The sequence below is a fragment of the Paraburkholderia sediminicola genome, assembly GCF_046026895.1.
GTDB classification, from domain to species: Bacteria; Pseudomonadota; Gammaproteobacteria; order Burkholderiales; family Burkholderiaceae; genus Paraburkholderia; species Paraburkholderia sediminicola_C.
Genome location: NZ_JAQQEU010000102.1, coordinates 1 through 19,888 on the forward strand (window position 1 = coordinate 1; position 19,888 = coordinate 19,888).

19 protein-coding genes are annotated in these 19,888 nt (G+C 63.3%); 12 read left to right on the forward strand and 7 right to left on the reverse strand.

Features of this window, described 5'->3' with window-relative positions; translation table 11 throughout:
• On the reverse strand, positions 1-622 hold a 622-nt coding region (locus PQR02_RS36170; protein ID WP_408242675.1), incomplete at its 3' end, for a DUF3348 domain-containing protein.
• A 478-nt stretch (positions 623-1,100) separates the two neighbouring features.
• On the opposite strand from PQR02_RS36170, the gene PQR02_RS36175 reads away from it, so the two are divergent.
• The 4 genes from PQR02_RS36175 to PQR02_RS36190 all read left to right on the forward strand — a co-directional run bounded on the left by PQR02_RS36175 (position 1,101) and on the right by PQR02_RS36190 (position 6,560).
• Positions 1,101-2,333, forward strand: a complete 1,233-nt coding sequence (locus PQR02_RS36175; RefSeq protein WP_408242676.1) for an NAD(P)/FAD-dependent oxidoreductase — start codon at positions 1,101-1,103, stop codon at positions 2,331-2,333.
• Positions 2,334-2,830: 497 nt separating this feature from the next.
• Positions 2,831-5,080: a TonB-dependent receptor gene (locus tag PQR02_RS36180; protein WP_408242677.1), complete on the forward strand. Its 2,250-nt coding sequence runs from the start codon at positions 2,831-2,833 to the stop codon at positions 5,078-5,080.
• A gap of 11 nt (positions 5,081-5,091) precedes the next feature.
• Positions 5,092-5,880 (forward strand): tetratricopeptide repeat protein, encoded by a 789-nt coding sequence (locus PQR02_RS36185; RefSeq protein ID WP_408242678.1) that lies wholly within the window; start codon positions 5,092-5,094, stop codon positions 5,878-5,880.
• Positions 5,877-6,560 carry a Fe2+-dependent dioxygenase gene (locus PQR02_RS36190; protein WP_408242679.1) on the forward strand — a complete coding sequence of 228 codons (684 nt, stop codon included), beginning with the start codon at positions 5,877-5,879 and terminating at the stop codon, positions 6,558-6,560. Before PQR02_RS36185 ends, PQR02_RS36190 begins: the two co-directional genes overlap by 4 nt.
• Before the next feature lie 78 nt (positions 6,561-6,638).
• Here PQR02_RS36190 and mctP read toward each other — a convergent pair whose 3' ends face one another.
• Positions 6,639-8,120 carry a monocarboxylate uptake permease MctP gene (mctP, locus tag PQR02_RS36195; RefSeq protein WP_408242680.1) on the reverse strand — a complete coding sequence of 494 codons (1,482 nt, stop codon included), beginning with the start codon at positions 8,118-8,120 and terminating at the stop codon, positions 6,639-6,641.
• Complete coding sequence (locus PQR02_RS36200) at positions 8,117-8,314, reverse strand: DUF3311 domain-containing protein (RefSeq protein WP_408242681.1); 198 nt, start codon at positions 8,312-8,314, stop codon at positions 8,117-8,119. The genes mctP and PQR02_RS36200 overlap by 4 nt, the downstream gene beginning before the upstream one ends.
• 291 nt (positions 8,315-8,605) lie before the next feature.
• Between PQR02_RS36200 and PQR02_RS36205 the strand changes: the two genes are divergently transcribed.
• The 7 genes from PQR02_RS36205 (at position 8,606) to PQR02_RS36235 (ending at position 16,255) form a co-directional block, all read left to right on the forward strand.
• A complete protein-coding gene (locus PQR02_RS36205) occupies positions 8,606-10,021 on the forward strand; it encodes a cache domain-containing protein (protein WP_408242682.1) in 1,416 nt (471 codons plus the stop codon).
• On the forward strand, positions 10,018-10,665 hold the full coding sequence (locus PQR02_RS36210; protein WP_408242683.1) for a response regulator: 648 nt from the start codon (positions 10,018-10,020) through the stop codon (positions 10,663-10,665). Before PQR02_RS36205 ends, PQR02_RS36210 begins: the two co-directional genes overlap by 4 nt.
• Before the next feature lie 101 nt (positions 10,666-10,766).
• A complete protein-coding gene (locus PQR02_RS36215; protein ID WP_408242684.1) occupies positions 10,767-11,309 on the forward strand; it encodes a hypothetical protein in 543 nt (180 codons plus the stop codon).
• A gap of 171 nt (positions 11,310-11,480) precedes the next feature.
• Positions 11,481-13,430: an arylsulfatase gene (locus PQR02_RS36220; protein ID WP_408242685.1), complete on the forward strand. Its 1,950-nt coding sequence runs from the start codon at positions 11,481-11,483 to the stop codon at positions 13,428-13,430.
• A 7-nt stretch (positions 13,431-13,437) separates the two neighbouring features.
• Positions 13,438-14,508: a formylglycine-generating enzyme family protein gene (locus PQR02_RS36225; RefSeq protein ID WP_408242686.1), complete on the forward strand. Its 1,071-nt coding sequence runs from the start codon at positions 13,438-13,440 to the stop codon at positions 14,506-14,508.
• Positions 14,505-15,308, forward strand: coding sequence for a MetQ/NlpA family lipoprotein (locus PQR02_RS36230; RefSeq protein ID WP_408242687.1), 804 nt, complete (start codon positions 14,505-14,507; stop codon positions 15,306-15,308). Before PQR02_RS36225 ends, PQR02_RS36230 begins: the two co-directional genes overlap by 4 nt.
• 56 nt (positions 15,309-15,364) lie before the next feature.
• On the forward strand, positions 15,365-16,255 hold the full coding sequence (locus tag PQR02_RS36235) for a hypothetical protein (RefSeq protein WP_408242694.1): 891 nt from the start codon (positions 15,365-15,367) through the stop codon (positions 16,253-16,255).
• 60 nt (positions 16,256-16,315) lie between these two features.
• Here PQR02_RS36235 and cls read toward each other — a convergent pair whose 3' ends face one another.
• The 4 genes from cls to PQR02_RS36260 all read right to left on the reverse strand — a co-directional run bounded on the left by cls (position 16,316) and on the right by PQR02_RS36260 (position 19,656).
• Positions 16,316-17,578, reverse strand: a complete 1,263-nt coding sequence (cls, locus tag PQR02_RS36245) for a cardiolipin synthase (RefSeq protein WP_408242689.1) — start codon at positions 17,576-17,578, stop codon at positions 16,316-16,318.
• A 161-nt stretch (positions 17,579-17,739) separates the two neighbouring features.
• Entirely contained in the window at positions 17,740-18,225 is a 486-nt protein-coding gene (locus PQR02_RS36250) for a hypothetical protein (RefSeq protein ID WP_408242690.1), read from the reverse strand.
• A gap of 22 nt (positions 18,226-18,247) precedes the next feature.
• A complete protein-coding gene (locus tag PQR02_RS36255; RefSeq protein ID WP_408242691.1) occupies positions 18,248-19,111 on the reverse strand; it encodes an H-NS family nucleoid-associated regulatory protein in 864 nt (287 codons plus the stop codon).
• Between the two features lie 206 nt (positions 19,112-19,317).
• Positions 19,318-19,656 carry a hypothetical protein gene (locus PQR02_RS36260; protein WP_408242692.1) on the reverse strand — a complete coding sequence of 113 codons (339 nt, stop codon included), beginning with the start codon at positions 19,654-19,656 and terminating at the stop codon, positions 19,318-19,320.
• Between the two features lie 42 nt (positions 19,657-19,698).
• On the opposite strand from PQR02_RS36260, the gene PQR02_RS36265 reads away from it, so the two are divergent.
• Positions 19,699-19,888, forward strand: a 190-nt coding sequence (locus PQR02_RS36265) for a hypothetical protein (protein ID WP_408242693.1), incomplete at its 3' end; no start/stop codon positions are given.

Consider the following 19,888-nt stretch of genomic DNA (forward strand, 5'->3'; position numbering starts at 1 on the left):
CGGGGGGGGGAGGGGGGGGGGGGGGGGGGGGCGCCCCCCCCCCCCCCCCCCCCCCGCCCCCCCGGCGGGCCACCGCGCCCAGCAGATTGCGCTCACGTTCGCCGAGCGCGCGTTCCATCACGGCATCCACCACCGCGAGCCGGGCCAGCGCCGGCGTCCGCGCCGCCAGCATGCCGCGCAGCCGGCCGCGCAGATTGGCAATGGCCGTTTCCATCGACTGCTGGATCGCCTGGTAGCGTTGGCGGAATACCGCGTAATCGACCGGCGCGTCCACGGCGCCTTGCATTTGCGCGTGCATCTGCCTGTGCATGTGCATGTGCAGCGGCGCGCGTCGATCCCGCCGCGCGGTGGCGAGCACGCTGTCGCCGACGACGGCCTTGGTCAGCGAACTGCGCAGACGCACGCACTCGGCTTCTTCGGCGCCGCCGAAAACGCGCGCCCCGGCGGGCGGACTGCCGTTTAGCGCCGACGACAACGCAATCGCGTCGGTCCAGCCGAGCCATTGGCTCAGCCGGTCCGACAGCGATTGCCTGGATTCGGGAACTTCGACATCCGCCAGACGCGCCAGTAAGCGAACGAGCGCGGGGCCGCTGAGCGTTGTGCGCTGGGGGGCTTGCAACATACCACCGGAGACAAAAAGTCAGCAGTTTACACGCTGACGAGCCGGGCGCCGATGTCGATGGCTCTGCGGGTGGTCCTGAAGCGTGTTCGAACGTGGCTGACGCGTGCTTGCGCGGGTCCTTCAGAGGGCCGGTCGTTGGCCGCACAGGCGGGCTCGTGCGCTCTTACAGCGTGCCTACCTTGACCCTTCAGCAGCTTCCCGCTTTCGACGCGCTGCACGATCGTTCCGCTTGCCGCCGATGCCGCTCACCAAGCCGGTGGAAGCTGGAATCGCGAACGGATCACTGTAAGATGAAACCCCGCTGCGGACCGCCCGCCGACTGCGCGCCGCACGAGCCCAACCGACACCCCGCTCGTGAAACGAAACGGCCGTCACACGAGTGAGGCGACGCGCGCGCAACGCACGTACAGCGCACGTTCATCGACTGGCTCGCGGCGATCTTTGAACCCACCGACTTCAAGCGAGGCAAACCGGCAGCATGAAATTCGATACCGTCGTGCTCGGCGCGGGCATTGTGGGCGTATCCGTCGCCGTGCATCTGCAAAAACGCGGCCGTCAGGTTGCGCTGCTCGACCGCAAACTGCCCGGCAACGAAACGTCGTTCGGCAATGCCGGGCTGATTCAGCGCGAGGGCGTTTATCCCTACGCGTTTCCGCGCGACCTCGGGACCTTGCTGCGCTACGCGCGCAACCAGTCGCCGGACGTTCGCTACCATGCCGACGCGATGCTCAAGACCGCGCCGTTCCTCTGGCAGTACTGGCGCAACTCCCACCCGGCAAGGCACGCCGAAATCGCGAAGTCGTACTCGACGCTGATCGAACATTGCGTGAGCGAACACCGCGCGCTCGCCGACGCCGCCGGCGCGAGTGCGCTATTGCGCCCGATCGGCTGGATCAAGGTGTTTCGCAGCGGCGCCGCCCAGGATGCGGAGAACCGGCTCGCCGAACAATGGCATCGCGAGTACGGCGTCGCGTTCGAAACGCTCGACACGGCACGCCTGCAGCAGATGGAGCCCGACCTCGACAAGCGCCTGCTTGGCGGCCTGCGCTACCCCGATTCCGACTCTGTGAGCGATCCAAATGCGCTCGTGACCGCCTACGCGAAGTATTTCGAGGCACTGGGCGGACGGTTTTTCATCGGCGACGCGGACACGCTTCGTGAAGGCTGGGAAGTTGATACGGATACCGAAACGATCAAGGCCGAGTCGGTGGTGCTCGCGTTGGGACCGTGGTCGGATCGCGTGAGTTCTCGGCTCGGCTATCGCGTGCCGTTGGCCGTGAAGCGCGGCTACCACATGCACTACGCGCCGCAACAATCCGCGCGGCTGAATCATCCGGTGCTGGATGTCGAGAACGGCTATCTGCTCGCGCCGATGGCGCGCGGCATCCGCCTCACCACCGGCGCGGAAATCGCGCGGCGCGACGCGGCGAAAACGCCGACGCAACTCGAAGCGGTCGAGCCAATCGCGCGCACGCTGTTCCCCTTGCGCGAGCGCCTCGACACCGAACCGTGGATGGGTGGCCGCCCGTGCACGCCGGACATGATGCCGGTCATCGGGGCCGCGAAAAATCACCGGGGATTGTGGTTCGCATTCGGCCACGCGCATCACGGACTGACGCTAGGGCCGGTGACGGGCCGGCTGATCGCCGAGATGATGACCGGCGAGGCGACCATCGTGGACCCGCAGCCGTTTCGGGTGGAGCGGTTCTAGCGTTCCAGCGGCTCGCGTTCGGCTTGCGATGATGCATCGCCCGCCGAACGCGTGCTGAAGAAGGTCCGGCCGCACACCGATTTCCGAGTCGCGAAGCACCGGCGACTTGTTATTCGCTTGAAAGAAAATGGTTGAGCCGAGCTCCCAAACCGGCTCGTCGAGCGGTTGATTTTCGTCGTTTCCGCGCTTCGACCCGCGCACTGCCGCTCGCCCACTCCGCTGTTCCGCGCAGATGCGCCGGTGTTACGCCCCTCATACAATCGCGCATCACCATCAAAAACCCGCCTAAATCATCCAATTTCACGCATCTCCGTTTAACCTAACAGACCCACTCCGACCAGAATTAAACGTTCCTTAAAAATTTTGTTGAGAACGCTTCTCAATTACACTTCAATTGCATAGAATGCACGCCGACAACACTCTGTAATAAATATGGAATCCCGGAGTAAGAATCGCCACGCCTGCTCCGGCTCAGAAACTTGACGACGGGGATGAAAATGAAGTTCCGGTCCGACGAACCAAAGCTCGGCAAAATCAGCACGACGCTGTGCAGCATGTTGGCTGCCGCCCCTGCCCTCTCACAGGCCACCACGGGCACGGCACCGCCTGACAAGGAAGCGCAGCTCGCGCCGATCGCCGTGCAAGGCCAGACGGACGACGGCTTCAAGACGGATCATTCCGCGTCGGTCAAATTCACCGCGCCGCTGCTCGATACCCCGAGGTCGGTGACCGTCATTCCGCAGGAACTGATCCAGAGCACCGGCGCTTCCACGCTGACCGAGGCGCTGCGCACCGTGCCCGGCATCACCTTCGGCGCGGGCGAAGGCGGCAACCCGCTCGGCGACCGGCCGTTCATCCGCGGCTATGACGCGCAAGGCAGCACTTTCGTCGACGGCATGCGCGACGTCGGCGCGACCACCCGCGAAGTGTTCACCATCCAAAGCGTCGAAGTGACCAAAGGGGCGGACGGCGCGTTCGGCGGCCGCGGCGGCGCGGGCGGCAGCATCAACCTGATCACCAAGACCCCGCATCTGGGCACGTCCGCCGACGGCAGCGTGGGTCTGGGCACCGACCGCTACCGTCGCTTCACCGCCGACGGCAACTGGCAAGTGGCCGATCACGCGGCGTTCCGCCTGAACCTGATGAGCCACAACAACGACGTGTCCGGCCGCGACGCCGTCAACAACGAACGCTGGGGCGTGGCGCCGTCGTTCACCTATGGCCTCGGCACGCCGACCCGGGTGACGGCGAGCTACTACCACCTCACGACCGACGACCTGCCCGACAGCGGTATTCCGTACTTCTACACGACCACCAACAAGCCGGCGAACGTCAGCACGATCTATCCGGCTCCCGTTGACCGCCACAACTTCTACGGCCTGATCGACCGCGATTTCCGCAAGACCTCTTCGGATATCGGCACGGTGCGCGTCGAGCACGACATCAACAGCAACCTGACGATCCGCAACACGACGCGCTACACGAAGTCGAGCCAGGACTACATCTGGACCCAGCCGGACGACAGCCAGGGCAACGTCGTGAACGGCATGGTGTGGCGCCGCGCGAACACGCGTGCGAGCAACGTCTACAGCCTCGCGAACCAGACCGAACTGTTCGGCGAGTTCAAGACGGGCTTCCTGAAGCACAGCTTCACCACCGGCCTCGAAGTGTCGCGCGAAACCAGCGTGAACGACTCGTACACGGTAGCCGCCGCTTCCGGCGCGATCTGCAAGACCAACGGCATTGGCGGCGCGTCGGGGAATAACTGCACGAGCCTGTGGTCGCCGAATCCGAACGACCCGTGGGCCGGTTCGGTCAAGCAGACCAACGACCCGAGCGAGCAGCGCACCACCACTCAATCGCTCTACGCGTTCGACACGATCGAGCTGACCAAACGCTGGCAAGCCAACGTCGGCCTCCGCGTGGACGACTATTCGACCGACTTCCGCAACACCGTCGCCAACGGCGCCGGCCGCGTGTCGCGTGACGATACGTTGTTCAACTATCAGTTCGGTCTCGTCTTCAAACCGGCGTCGAACGGCAGCATCTACACGTCGATCTCCACCTCGTCGACGCCGGCGGGCGCGCTGCTCGGCCAGGGCAGCGAAACGCAGTCGCTGACGCCGGGCCGCGGTGGCATCGGCAGCAACGCCGCTCAGCTCGCGCCGGAAAAGAACCGCAGCGTCGAAGTCGGCACCAAGTGGAACGTGCTGAACAACAAGCTCTCGCTGACCAGCGCGATCTTCCAGATCGACACGACCAATGCGCGCGTCACGCTGCCGGACAACACCTACGCGATGGTCGGCAACAAGCGCGTACAGGGTTTCGAATTCGGCGTGGCCGGCCAGTTGACGAACAAGTGGCAAGTATTCGGCGGCTACACGTACCTGAAAAGCGAGTTGCGCAACAACGGCAAGACCACGTCGGATAACGGGCATCAATTCCCGAACACGCCGAAGAACAGCATCAGCCTGTGGACCACCTACGACGTGCTGCCGAAGTTCACGATCGGCGGCGGCGCGTTCTACATGTCGCAGGTCTACGGCGACACGGCGAATCTGCGCGCGGTGCCCTCTTACTGGCGCTTCGACGGCGTGGCGACGTACCGGATCAACAAGAAGGTCGATTTGCAACTGAACGTGCAGAACATCTTCAACCGCACGTACTACGACCAGGCCTATGCGGCTCACTATGCGTCGATCGCGCCGGGACGCTCCGCGTTCCTGACACTCAACGCGCACTACTAAGCGCCAGCCCGATGGAACAGGTGACGCTGCAGGCGTTGGCGAACGTGTCGCACGACCAGTTCGCCGCGATTCTCGCGGGACCAGCCGACCAGGCCGCCGCGTGGGTGGCGGCGGCCGCGCAAAACGGCATCGTCGAAGCGCAGGCCGTGTACGGGCAGTATCTGCTCGACGGCCACGGCGTCGAGCGCAATGTCGAAGAAGCGTTCACCTGGTTCCGGCACGCGGCGCGGCGCGATCATCCGATGGCGATGAACATGCTCGGCCGCTGCTATGAACACGGCTGGGGCGCGGCGGCGTGCGCGCCGGTCGCGGTGTACTGGTACCGGCTCGCGGCGCGCGCCGGACTCGACTGGGGCATGTACAACTATGCGTCGGCATTGGCGCTAGGGAATGGCATCGGATGCGATCGCGTGGAGGCGTTGCAGTGGTTCCAGCGCGCCGCCGATCTTGGGCATGCGAAATCGCTGAACTTCGTCGGCAGCTTTTACGAAGACGGCTGGGAAGTCGAAGCCGACGCCAACATCGCACTCGACTATTACCGGCGCGCCGCGCAAGGCGGCGATTTTCGCGGCCAATTCAACTACGCGAGGCTGCTGGCCGAACGCGGCGACATCGACGGCGCACTGCACTGGTTGCAGAGCGTGCCGCACACGGCCACCGCGGCGTTCATCACGAAGATGCAGCGCTGGCTGGCCGCGTCCCCTATCGGCGCGGTTCGCGCGCTGGGTGAGAACATCACTGTGAACACAAGCTCGAACCTCGGCGCCACGAGGCATCCCACGCAGGAGTCGCGCGCATGATGCTGCATCTGCAAGGCGTACTCAGCAAACAGCAGGTCGCGCAATGCCGCGAAGTGCTCGACGCGGCGCAATGGATCGACGGCAATGCGACTTCCGGCATGCAGTCGGCGCAAGCCAAGCGCAACCAGCAGTTGCCTGAAGGCTCACGCGCCGCGCGCGCGGTCGGCGATGCGATTCAGGACGCGCTCGGCGTCAATTCCCGTTTCTTTTCCGCGGCACTGCCGCTGAAAGTGTTCCCGCCGCTGTTTAACCGCTACTCAGGCGGCGACGGTTTCGGCACGCACGTGGACAACGCGATCCGCCTGCTGCGCGGCACGGATTTCCGCGTTCGCAGCGATCTGTCGGCCACGCTCTTTCTGGCCGACCCGGACACCTACGACGGCGGCGAACTCTGCGTCGAGGACACCTATGGCGTGCATCGCGCGAAACTGCCTGCCGGCGACATGGTGCTGTACCCGGCTTCGAGTCTGCATCACGTGAGCCCGGTCATGCGTGGCGTACGGGTCGCGTCGTTCTTCTGGATTCAGAGCATGGTGCGCGACGACGGCGAGCGCACCATGCTGTTTCAACTCGACAACGACGTGCAGCGTCTTGCCGCCGAGAAAGGCGCGAACGATCCCACCGTAGTCAGCCTCACCGGCATCTATCACAATCTGCTACGCCGCTGGGCCGACGCCTGAGACGAATCTACCGGCCGCGCAATAAAAAACGCCGCGAAACAACTGCTCCGCGGCGTTCTATTCAGACAAACACGACGATCAGGCCGTGACCGCCGCTCTGCGCGGCGACACCACCGACACGCCAAAGCTCACGACGATATTGACCGCCAACGCAATCAGGCCGATATACAGCGGATAAGCCGTATCGCCGAGATGCAGCGCGTACACCGGCTTGAGGCCTTGCGAGATCGCGAGCGCGGTGCCGAGCACAATGCCCGCCAGCCAGCCGAGGAACAGACCCGGCGTGTTCAGGCGGCGCGTGTACAGCGAGAACACGATAGCCGGGAAAATCTGCAGGATCCACACGCCGCCGAGCAATTGCAGGTCGATCGCATACTGCGTCGGCAGGAACACGATGAACAGCAGCGCGCCGAACTTCACGACCAGCGAAACGATCTTCGCGGTGGAAGCCTCGCCCGCCGGCGAGATATTCGGCGACACCAAGGGACGCCACAGATTGCGCGTGAACAGATTCGCTGCGCCGATCGACATGATCGCGGCAGGCACCAGCGCGCTGATCGCAATCGCCGCGGCCGCGAAACCGACGAACCACGCCGGGAAGATCGTGCCGAACAACGCCGGCACCACGTCCGAGGCCGACTTGACGTTCACGTCGGCGGCAATCGCCATGTAGCCCAGCAATGCGATCAGACCCAGCAGCAATGTGTACGCCGGCAGGAAGATCGCATTCTTGCGCACCGTCTTCGCCGACGCGGACGACAACACCGCCGTCATCGTATGCGGATACATGAACGCCGCCAACGCGGAACCCAGCGCGAGCGAGGCGAACGCGGTGAATTGCGTCGGCTTCAGAATGATCCCGGTCGCGCCGCCCTTGGCCTTGAAGTGCGCATCGGCCACGTCGAACACGTGCGCGTAGCCGCCCAGCTTCGCCGGAATCAGCCACACCGCCGCGATCACCACGATATAGATCATGATGTCCTTCACGAACGCGATCATTGCCGGCGCGCGCAGGCCACTTGCATACGTGTAGAGCGCGAGAATCACGAAGGCGACGATCAACGGCATTTCCCCGCCCACGCCGAGTCCCTTGATCACCACCTGCATGCCCACCAGTTGCAGCGCGATATACGGCATCGTCGCGACGATGCCGGTCAGCGCGACCGCCGCCGGGAACCACTTGCCGCCGTATTCGCCCTGCACGTAGTCGGCCGCCGTGATGTGGTTCTTCGCGTGCGCGACCTTCCACAGCTTCGGCATCACCGCGAACACGAACGGATAGACGATAATCGTGTACGGCAACGCGAAGAAGCCATATGCGCCCACCGAATACACCAGCGCGGGCACCGCGATCACCGTGTAGGCGGTATAGAAGTCGCCGCCCACGAGGAACCACGAAACGATCGTGCCGAACTGGCGGCCGCCCAGACCCCATTCGTGCAATTGCGTCAGATCGCCCCGCTTCCAGCGCGCGGCGAAAAAGCCGATCACGGTGACGAGCACGAAGAACGCGATGAAGACGGTCATCGCAACCGGGTTGACGGGATTCAGATCATTCATTTGACACCTCGATACACGATGTAAATCAGCAGCGAGGTCAACGGCACCCACAGAAACTGATACCAGTAGAAGAACGGAAAGCCGAACAACGGCGGATGCGTGTCGTTATAGAACGGCAGCCACAACAGCGCGACATACGGGATCAGCAGAATGAGCCAGAGCCATGAACGGCCGGCGGATGGGGAGGTCTCCACGAACTTCTCCTAAGTCTATTATCGACACCGCGCGCCTGGCTCGTGGCCCGGCGCGCGGAAAACCGGTCAATTGATTTCAGGCAATCAACCGTGTACAGGCGTCTCCCGCCTGCTTGAAAGCACCGGGGCGGCCCGGCACCCTGCGGCGGCGCGAGCCGTTACGCGCAACGAGCCGCCGCGCGCGGTATTCCGCGGGGATGTAGTATTCGCCTTCGTGAGCGTCCTCACAAGCGCGCAACTACGTAAGCCGGTTACGTAATACTACGTAGCCTGTCGTCAGTTTTTCCAACGATGAAACTCAAAGCCAAGATTGTCCTGCTGGCGATCGTGCCCTTTCTGGCGGCCATCGCGAGTATCGAAACCGGCGTGCGCCGGGAAGCCACGGCGCTCGCCGAAACGCAGCACGCGACCACCCAGGCCGCGTACATGGCGAGCAAGGAAATCGAACTCAAGCACTACGTCGAGCTTGCCACCACGGCAATCGCGCCGCTCTACGAGACCAGCCGGGACAATGCGCGCGACGACGCGCTGCTGCGCACCCGCGCGCTCGACGTGCTGGAGAAGATGGATTTCGGCAAGGACGGCTACTTCTTCGTCTACGACATGCACGGCCGCTCGCTGATGCATCCGCGCGAACCCGATCTGGTCGGCCGCGATCTGTGGGCGCTGCGCGACAGTCAGGGCGTCCCGACGATCCAGCAACTGATCGCCGCGGCCGCGCACGGAGGCGGCTATGTGCGCTATTTGTGGCATCGTCCGTCGACCGGCAAGATCGCGTCGAAACTCGGCTACGTGGTGCCGCTCGAACGCTGGGGCTGGATGATCGGCACCGGGATCTATCTCGACGATGTCGACACCACGCTCGCGCATATCGACGCGGGCGCGGCGGCCAACATCGATCGCACGATGAAGTGGATCGATGCGATCGCGGTGGCCGGGCTCGCGGTGATCGCGCTGTGCGCACTGGTGCTCAACGTCACCGAGTACCGCAGCGCCGACGCGAAACTGAAGCGGCTCGCGCAGCAGGTGGTCGAGTCGCAGGAAAACGAACGGGCTCGCCTGTCGCGTGAATTGCACGACGGCATCAGCCAGATGATGGTCTCCGTGAAGCTGCTGCTCGAATCCGCGCTGGCGCGCTTCGAGCGCAGCGAAGCGCGGGTGCCCGCCGCCGAAGCCGCGCTCGCCACCAGTCTCGCGCGGCTCGGCGATACCTTGCGCGAAGTGCGGCGCATATCTCATGCGCTGCGGCCGTCGATGCTCGACGATCTCGGCGTAGCCGCCGCGCTGGAACAACTGACGCGCGAACTCAGCGAGGAGTCCGGCATCGTGATCGGCTTCACGCAGGTCACGCACACGCATGGGGCGACGCTGCCCGATGCGGTCAACACCGTGCTGTTTCGTATCGCCCAGGAAGCGCTGACCAATATCGTGCGTCACGCGCAAGCATCGAGCGCGGCACTGGCGCTCGAAATCTCACACGACGCGGTCACGCTGACAATTGCGGACAATGGCCGCGGTTTCGAGGTGACGCACGCTTTCGTCGGCAGGCGCTCGGGCGTGGGTCTGCGCAATATGCGCGAGCGGCTCGAAGCGCTCGGCGGCACGTTGTCGCTCGCTTCACAAACGGGCCATACCGTTGTCACCGCGCGCGTGCCGCTTCAAACATCCGACGCGCCGCTGTCGCCCTTGCAGGACATCCGACCATGAACGACGCCTCTCACGCCATCGCGCGCCTGCTTCTCGTCGACGATCACCCGCTCGTGCGCGACGGTTTGCGCGCGCGTCTCGAAGCGGTGCGGCACTTCGAAGTCGTCGGCGAAGCGGGCAATGCGCAGGAAGCGCTCGCGCTCGCGGCGAGCGAAACGCCCCACCTGGTGCTGATGGATGTCGGCATGAACGGGATGAACGGCATTGCGCTGGCGGGCCTCTTTCATGAACGCTTTCCCGCGATTCGCGTGCTGATGCTGTCGATGCACGACAACCTCGAATACGTGATGCAGGCGGTTCGTGCGGGCGCGAGCGGCTACGTGCTGAAGGACTCGCCCGCCACGGAAATCATTCAGGCGATCGGCGCGGTGCTCGACGGCAAGACGTTTTTCAGTGCGGGACTGGGCGCGCGGCTGATTCAGGCGTCGGCGACGCAATCACCCGTCGAACGTCTGACGCCGCGTGAGCGCGACATTCTCGATGCGCTGGCCGAAGGCTTGTCGAGCAAACAGATCGCTCAACGCAACGATCTGTCGGTGCGCACGGTGGAAACGCATCGGCTGAATCTGAAGCGCAAGCTCGAGATTGAAGGACAGGCGGAGTTGATCAAGTTCGCGGTGGAGAACCGGCGCGCGAAACGCTGACCGGCGGCTGTTCCAGTCATGGAGTCTCTGCGCGAAGTGCAAGAATACGGTTGCTGTTCCATTCTCCCGTTTGAGCGCCCAACAACCGGAGCGTTTGACCGATGAATCGCCTGATCAAACTGCGGCTCGGCAGTCTGCTGATCGCCGTCGGCATCACCCACGTTTACGCCGAACAGACGCGCATCAATCGCGGCCACGACCCGTTCTTCCAGATCTCCAAAGCAATCGCCGCATGCCCCGCGCCGCTCGGTCCGCTCGAAACGGAGAAGGAATGGCTCGACGACAGCCATTACCGGATCGAACGCGGCAATAGTTGCTGGATCGAGGGCCGCTGCCGTCTGCCGAACGCGTATCTGTACGACGCGGAAATCGCCGATTCAGTCCAGCGTCGTCTCGCCAATCTGAACGTCGCCACGCACTGGCGAGAACAGTCGACGCTGTGGCTCACGCTGCAACGCCGCTTCATCTATGTGGAAGGCTGCGTCGCGCCCGGCTTCGACAAGCACACCTTTCTCACCGAGCTGGCAAAAACGGCGGACGTCGAACGCGTGATCGACGACACGACGACCGATCCGCACGCCGCGCGGCTGCCCTATCGGACGCTTGCGGACCCCGACAAGCCGGTGCTCGATCCGGGCAACTAGCGCGTGCAACTAGCGCGTGCAGCTAGCGGCGCAAAACAGCACGCGGCGACTCCGCGATCAAGCCGCCACGGCTATATCGGCAATCGTCCATAGCTACGCAGAAATCGATCTTTAGGCCCGAGCGACGTCATTGCTAACATCTGCCACCCGACACATCCGGTCAGCACAACAATGACAACACAGAGATCGCCTCGCTCCGCATTTCGCCTCGGCCTCATCGGCGCCGCCGTCGCCAGCCTCGTCACGCTCGCCTCGTGCGGCGACGACAACCTACCGAGCAGCGCGGCGCCGGCACCCGTCGTCGCGCAGAAGCGGCCCAACATTCTGTACATCATGGCCGACGACCTCGGCTATTCCGACATCCACGCGTTCGGCGGCGAAATCAACACGCCCAACCTCGACGCGCTGGTGCAATCGGGCCGCATCCTGACGAATCACCATACCGGCACGGTCTGCGCGATCACGCGCTCGATGCTGATCTCCGGCACCGACCACCACCTGGTCGGCGAAGGCACGATGGGCGTGCCGACCGACGAACGCAAAGGCCTGCCCGGCTACGAAGGATACCTGAACGACCGCGCGCTATCGGTCGCGCAATTGCTGAAGGACGGCGGCTATCACACGTACATGGCCGGCAAATGGCATATCGGCTCGGGCATCGTCGGCAGCACGACGGGCGGCGGGCAGACGCCGGACCAGTGGGGCTTCGAGCACAGCTACGCGCTGCTCGGCGGCGCCGCGACCAATCACTTCGCGCACGAACTGGCGGGCTCGCAGAACTACACCGAAGACGGCAAGTACGTGCAGCCCGGCCAGCCGGGACAACCCGGCGGCACCGGCGGCAGCCCCGCCGTGTTCTACTCGACCGACTTCTACACGCAGCGGTTGATCTCGTACATCGATTCGAACAAGGGCGACGGCAAGCCGTTTTTCGCCTACGCCGCGTACACGTCGCCGCACTGGCCGCTGCAGGTGCCGGAACCCTATCTGCACAACTACGCCGGCAAATACGACGCCGGCTACGACGCGATCCGCAATGCGCGCATCGCGCGGCAAAAAGCGCTCGGCACCATTCCGAACGACTTCGTGCCATACGGCGGCGCATCGGAGACGCTCGTCGCGAGTCCCGCTATCGCGAACAACGGCACGGCGAACGCCAAGTATGTGAGCGCCGTTCATAGCGCGGTGCAGGGCTACACCGACTACGGCCCGGGCACGGTGAACAAGACGTGGGACAGCCTCTCGCCCGCGGAGAAGAAAGCGCAGGCGCGCTACATCGAAATCTACGCCGGTATGGTCGAAAATCTCGATCACAACATCGGCCTGCTGATCCAGCATCTGAAGGACATCGGCGAATACGACAACACGTTCATCATGTTCCAGTCGGACAACGGCGCGGAAGGCTGGCCGATCGACTCGGGCGCCGACCCGACCGCGACCGACACCGCCAATGCGGCCGACCCGGTCTACTCGACGCTCGGCACGGACAACGGCAAGCAGAACGCGCAACGCCTGCAATACGGTTTGCGCTGGGCCGAAGTGAGCGCGACGCCGTTCCGTTTGACCAAGGGTTATTCGGGCGAAGGCGGCGTGTCCACGCCGTTGATCGTGCACCTGCCGGGTCAGACCTCGCAGAAGCCGACGCTGCGCGACTTCACGCACGTGACCGACAACACCGCCACGTTCCTCGCCGTCGCGCAAATCTCGCCGCCTACGCAGGCCGCGCCCGCATTGATCAACACGCTCACCGGCGTCGATCAGAACAAGGGCAAGGTGGTCTACAACAATCGCTATGTGTATCCGATCACCGGGCAGTCGCTGCTGCCGTTGTTCAACGATCAGGCCACGACCACGGTGCACACCGCATCGTTCGGCGACGAAGCCTACGGCCGCGGCTATCTGCGCAGCGCCGACGGCCGCTGGAAAGCGTTGTGGACGGAACCGCCGCTCGGTCCCGTGGATGGTCACTGGCAACTGTTCGACATGAGTTCGGATCGCGGCGAAACGCAGGACGTGTCGACGCAAAATCCGTCGGTGATCGATGGTCTGGTGCAACAGTGGAACAACTATATGAGCAGCGTCGGCGGTGTCGAGCCGTTGCGCCCACGCGGTTACTACTGAGCACGCAATGACGCTTCGATTCAGGCTCAAGAGCGGCGCGGCGCTGTATGGCGTCTACGCCGCGATCGCGGCGGCCGCGTTCGGGGCCGCGACGGCCGCTTCGGCGGCATTCAGCGGCGGCAAACAAGGCGCGTTCGACGATCTGAACCGCTCGCGCCCGCTGGCGGCACTCGGCTCCGAGCAGCAATGCGAGCGCTACAGCGGATTGCCCGCGCGCTGGCGCGACGATCCGCAAGCGGGCATGGTGCACCTGCATGGCGGTGACTTCGTGTTCGGCAGCAAGCTCGGCTACGAGGACGAGCGCCCGGCCGGCGACGGCAGGACGCACATCGCCAGCTTCTGGATCGATCAGACCGACGTGACGAATGCGCAGTTCGCGGCCTTCGTCAAAGCGACCGGTTATGTCAGCGATTCGGAACGCCAAGGCGGCGCCGTGGTGTTCCACTCGCCGACGCGCGACGAGATGAACGCGCGCGATCTGGCGTGGTGGAGCTGGGTGAAGGGCGCCGGGTGGAATCATCCGACCGGTCCGGGCAGCAACCTCGACGGCCGCATGAATCAACCGGTGACGATGGTCACGCAAGCCGACGCGCTCGCGTACGCGCGCTGGCTCGGCCGCGATCTGCCGACCGAAGCCGAGTGGGAATACGCGGGCAAGGCCGGCCACGAGGGCGCGGACCTCGACGCCGCCCCGCGCGACGAACACGGCAAGCCGAGCGCGAACTACTGGCAAGGCGTGTTTCCCGTGTTGAACACCGGCGAGGACGGTCACGTCGGGCTCGCACCGGTCGGTTGCTATGCCGCCAACGACTTCCGGCTGTACGACATGATCGGCAATGCCTGGGAATGGACCAAAGATGTGTACAGCGGTCCGCATCAATCGCACACCAATGGGGATACGGCGGCGGTCGCGCCACTCAGCCGCCGGCACGACACGCCGATGGTCATCAAGGGCGGCTCGTTTCTCTGCTCGCGCGACTATTGCGTGCGTTATCGCGCGGCATCGCGCGAACAGCAGGAAGCGGATTTGCCGGCCGCGCATATCGGCTTTCGCACCGTGTTGAGGGACGCGTCATGAAGCCACGTGCCGTCACGGCGGCGGCGCTGCTGGTTGTAGCCGCGCTGCTTCAACCCGCACTGGCCACCGCCGTCGCTGCAAGCCAGGTCATCAAGGTCGGCGTGAGCGCGGGCGCGCACGCCGAGATCATGGACCAGGTGCGCCGCGTCGCGGCCGCGCGGGGCCTCGCGCTCGATGTCGTCGTATTCGACAAGCCCACGGCCATCGACGCCGCACTCGCAGCGAGACAGATCGACGCCGCAAGTTTCGAGGACGAGCCGAGCTTCGACGCTCGGCGCAAACAGCACGGCTACGCGTTGACGAGCGTCGCCACGACGGTGACGTTTCCGATCGCACTGTACTCGCGCAAGCTGAAAAACCTCGGCGAGCTGCAACGCGGCGCGACGATCGCGATTCCCGCCGATCGCGACGGCGCCGCGCGCGCGCTGATCCTGCTGCAGAACTTCACGCTGCTGACGTTCAAGGACAGCGCGGGCTTGCACGCAACGCCCGCCGACATCACGAGTAACCGGCTGAATCTGAAGATCCGCCAGGTGCCGCGCGCGCGCCTGTTCGACTCGTTGAACAGCGTGGCCTTCGCAGTAATCGAAAGTGGCGACGCGGCGCGCGCGGGCCTCTACCCCGCGCGCGACAGTCTCGGTCTCGAAGACGCGCGCTCGCCCTACGCCAACGTGCTGACCGTACGCGACAGCGACCGCACTCAGGCGTGGGTCGCGCAACTGGTCGCCGCTTATCGGTCGGACGACGTTTCGCATTTCATCCTCACGCGCTATCAGGATTCGGTGCGCCGGCCATGGTGAACGCGTTTTCGTTTGCGTGCTCGGCTTGCGGCAAATGCTGCAACAGTCCGCCGGCGATGACATTGGCGGAGCTATTCCGGCACCCTGATCTGTTCATCGGCTGCATCGCGATTGGCCGCATGCCGCGCAAGCGCATAGGCGAGCGGCTACGCGCCGGGCAATATGAAAGCGTGCTCGACGCAGCGGACGTCGCCGCGTTCGATACGCTCGCCGACACGTTGCTGTATCGCACCGGCGACACCTTCAGCATCACGGCGCAAGGCTACGATTACCCTTCCGTCGCGCGCTGCCCCGCACTGGAAGACGACGGACGCTGCGCGATTCATCTGCGCGGCAAGCCGCTCACCTGCGAAGTGGTCCCGCTCGATCCGCTGGTACCGGACACGCTGCAATACCTGGTACTGGCCGCGCGCAATCAGAGCGCCACCTACCTCGGCGCCGACTGCATTCACGAAGGCGAACGTGACGGCGCCGCGTTGCTCGTCAGCCAGGGGCACATCGTCGATGCGAACGCGAAGGACACGCTCGCGCGCCGCCGCAAAGCACTCGCAAAAGAGCGCGAGGTATGGGGACAAGCCGTATTCGAAGCGCTGCGCAAAGAGTTGTTCGACTCGCCCGCCGCGTTGGCGCGCATTCCTGCCGGCGGCTTTCTGACGATCTCGATCGTGCCCGCGCTCCTGACCCTGGCGGCGGCTTCCGCGCGCTGCCGTCAGTTGTGTGTCGACTATATCGATAGCCAGCTTGCGTTGATCGACCGTTGCATCGCGCAGGCGCTATTGAGGCGCCGGCTGGACGACCGGCCGATCACCCACGAGTTGCGCGGCTTCGGCGACGCGTGTCGGCGTGCCAAAACAGTGCTTGCGGTCCCCTTGGCCGCTGCGACCGGTAGCGCGGCTGGTTCGGCGCGTTGCGCCGTCGAAGCCTATCTGAGTGGCCTGATCTGCTAGTGAGCCACACCCCGGCGCGCTATCTGAAGCCCGCTTCTTCATGGCGTCGCCGTGCTTCTTTCAAAGCTGCGTATCCAGCATCCAAACGAACTTTTCGATCAGCTTCTCCTTGAAAGGGCGATGCAGCCATGCGTCGAGTGTGATGCGCTGTGACTTCCCGATATCGTCCGCAAAGGTGGCGGTTTGCTGCTTCGCAAAATCGCGGTCGTAGATATTCAGGTTCGCTTCATCGTTCAGCTTGAATGAACGGCTATCGAAATTGGTCGATCCAACCGAAACCAGGTACTCGTCCACGATCAGCAATTTGCAATGGAACATGGTCGGCTGGTACTCGTATATTTCGACCCCGGCTTTGAGCAAATCGCCCCAGCAAGCGCGCGACGCCTCACGCACCGTGTGCGTATCGATGCGTTTGCCCGGCGTGATGATCCGCACTTTCACGCCGCGTTTCGCGGCCTCGACGATGGCGTTGATGGTCAGCTTGTCAGGCACGAAGTACGCGCTCGCGAGATGAATGCTGTGCGTGGCCGCCGTAATCGCCATCAGGTACATCAACTGCATGTCGTCGCTGCCACCCGACGGCGAGCTGCTGAACATATGCGCGAGACCGTCGCCTGCCGCTTCGACGCGCGGAAAATAGTCCGGGCCGTGCAGTACGTTGCCGGTCGCCTTGACCCAATTGTCCATGAACACGGCTTGCATGTGACCGACCACCGGACCGGCCACACGAAAATGCGTATCGCGCCAATGCTTCTCGTCCTGCGCGTGCCCCGTCCACTCCGGCGCAATACCCACGCCGCCGGTAAAGCCGATATGGCCGTCGATCACCAGCAGCTTGCGGTGCGTGCGATCGTTCATGCGGCCAAGGCCGGTCCAGTGCGGCTTGTGATACTGGATCACTTCCGCACCGGCTTCGCGCAGCAACTCCAGATAGCGCTTATCCATTTTGGACGAGCCGAGCCAGTCGAGCAGTACATGCACTGCGACGCCTTCACGCGCCTTATCCGCGAGCGCATGGGCGATCTGTTCACCGATCGCGCCGGACCAGTAAATGAACGTTTCAAATGTGATGGTCTTACGCGCTGAACGAATCCCGTCGAGCATCGACGGAAAAATGCGGTCACCGTTCAGCAGCATTTCGAAGCGATTGCCCGAGATGACTGGCGGCCCGAGCAGCAATCCCATCGAGTGCAGGAATTGCGGATCCTCGCTTGCATATAGCCGCTCGATCTTGTGTTCGATCTTCTTCTCGCCGCTCGACAGATTGGCGATCACCAATATGATCACGAGCGTAACGAACGCGGTAATGGCAATAGTCAGCATGCGTGGCCTCGAGCTAATCGGCGGGACGCCACGTGCGCGTCCCGCGGTTTGACGGAGAGTACCGGACCGGGATCCGGCTTTAACCACGATCGCAGGACGCATTGCGCATGCCCATTGCGGGACCGCGCTTTGCTACTTCCGCTTTTATCAGGTCTTAAAACCTATCTGACCAGCGAGAATGCTTCCCGGCTGGCAATTTCACCCGCGCCATAAACGCCGACTACCGTATAGTCCGACGCCACGCATTCAAACGTGGAGTCTTGAAACGTAATCACGAAATGGCGCTGCGCCACCCCTGCCGATCCGACCGCCGCAATTTCCGCGGCCAGCGACGAATTCTCGATTTCATGCGCCGAATAGCCGACCAAACCTTGTGCGGCCAATGGATGAATGCCGAGATCGCCTTCGCCCGGCGGACCCAGCCGATGAAACACGGTGTCGGGAAATAGCACCGCGCAGAAGGGATCGTCATCGGGATCGAATGGTCCGAACCGTTCAAAGTCGGCTTCCGCAATCGGGTAAGCGAGAATCACGCGGCGGTCGCTCGCGACAATGAAGGGTTCGGCGGCATCGGCTGCCGGATGAGGCACGGAGTCCAGCAGGACGACCAGGTCTTCCTGCCGGGGTGATTCAATCGTGCTAGTCATCTACTTCAGCACTCCATTGCGCTCATGCGCTGGCTTCAACCGGGGCGGCTTGCGGCGCTGCCGGGGCGCTGTTCGCGACCGTTTTGGCTGCAGCTTTGCGAGCCGGCGCTTTTCTGGGGGCTTTCCCTGCCGGGTTCTTCGCAGTGATCTTTTTAGCGGCGGGTTTCGCTGCGCCTTTTCTTGCCGCTACTTTCCTGGTCGCCGCCGTTGCCTTCTTCGCGGCCGTCTTTTTAGCAGCGGCTGCCTTTTTCGCCACGACTTTCTTTGCCGCGGCTTTCTTGCTCACCGCGCCGCTGGTTGCCGCCGATTTTGCTTTGCCCGCTTTGCTTGCAGCTTTGCTGGCGACCTTCGAGGCGGCGGTGGCGCCGTCGATCAGGAATTTGGTGCGGTCTTTGACCGTCGCTAGCCATGCAGGCGCCGGACCGCGGCCACTCCAGGTAGCGCCCGTTTTCGGATTGAGGTACTTGGGCGGCTGTGCGCCTTTCGGCTGACCTTTAGCGCGCTTTACACGCGTCAGCACAGCCTTTGCCTCAGACTTCAATTCGCTTGCGCCGTGGATCAGGAATTGAGTGCGGTCTTTCACGCCGGCAATCCAACCCGGCGCGCGGCCATGGCCCGTCCAGGTTGCGCCGGTTTTATGGTCGCGGTATTTAGCCACTTTAGCGGGGCCGATGCTTTTCGACTTACCGGCGCCGGCATGGCCATTCAGGCCACGCGCCACCCGCGACGCTTTTGCCTTGGCTTCGATATCCTCAGTAGTCAGGCCATGTTTGAGCATCAATTCACGAATCTGGTCGACCGCGACTTGTGCTTTTCTGGCAATAAGGGCGTCGGCTTGCGCCTGGAGTTTCTTAAGCTTTGCTTGGATTTGCTCTAACGTAGACATTTGATTCCTCCCGATGTGGTAATCGTCAAACTATGCCATGAATGGCGGAAGAAAGGCAGATCAATGTGGCCTTTAAGACACCGCTCGACCTAATCACGTATCGTCCTGGTCACAAACTTTCAGGTTCACTACTCAATTACCCAATCTCTCTTCCTTTTGCTTTCCTTCATACTCTTCTGTTTGGCTTCCAACTTCAGTGCCGAAGTTCAGGTTGGTGTAAAAACGACGGCCTGGCGATCGGCTATGTACCGCACACTACGTACAAAACGGTATTGTTGGCCGTCCGCCGTTATCCGGTTGAGCCCGAGGCGGGTCAATGTCAGCATCTCGTCCGCCTGAAACGCGTCGACCACACCCGAGTCCGTCATATCCTCCAACGCACGGGACGGATTGCCGACATAAACACTGCGCACCTGAGCGCCGATCCGCATCAAAACCACGCTTTCTCCTTCGTCGAGCGCCAACTCGAGATAGCCGGCAAGCGTGCGTAGCGACGCCGGCGTGCAAGTCTGGGACTGATAGATCGCGGCATTCGATGGTGTCATTTGTGTTTCCCCGTCACCCGCATCGACGAAAAGGCGCTAGCTGTGCTTCTCCGCAATGGCCGCTTTTACTATAGGCAAGCATCCGGATATTCAAAGGACAGTGGTTCATTTTTCATTCGAAAGGGAGTGTTCAGACAGCCAGGTTTAGAAATCGGCACTATTGGCAATGACCAAAACCCCTTCATCAGCGGCAAAAAACCCGCGCGCGAGGACACCCGTAACTCGGCGTTAC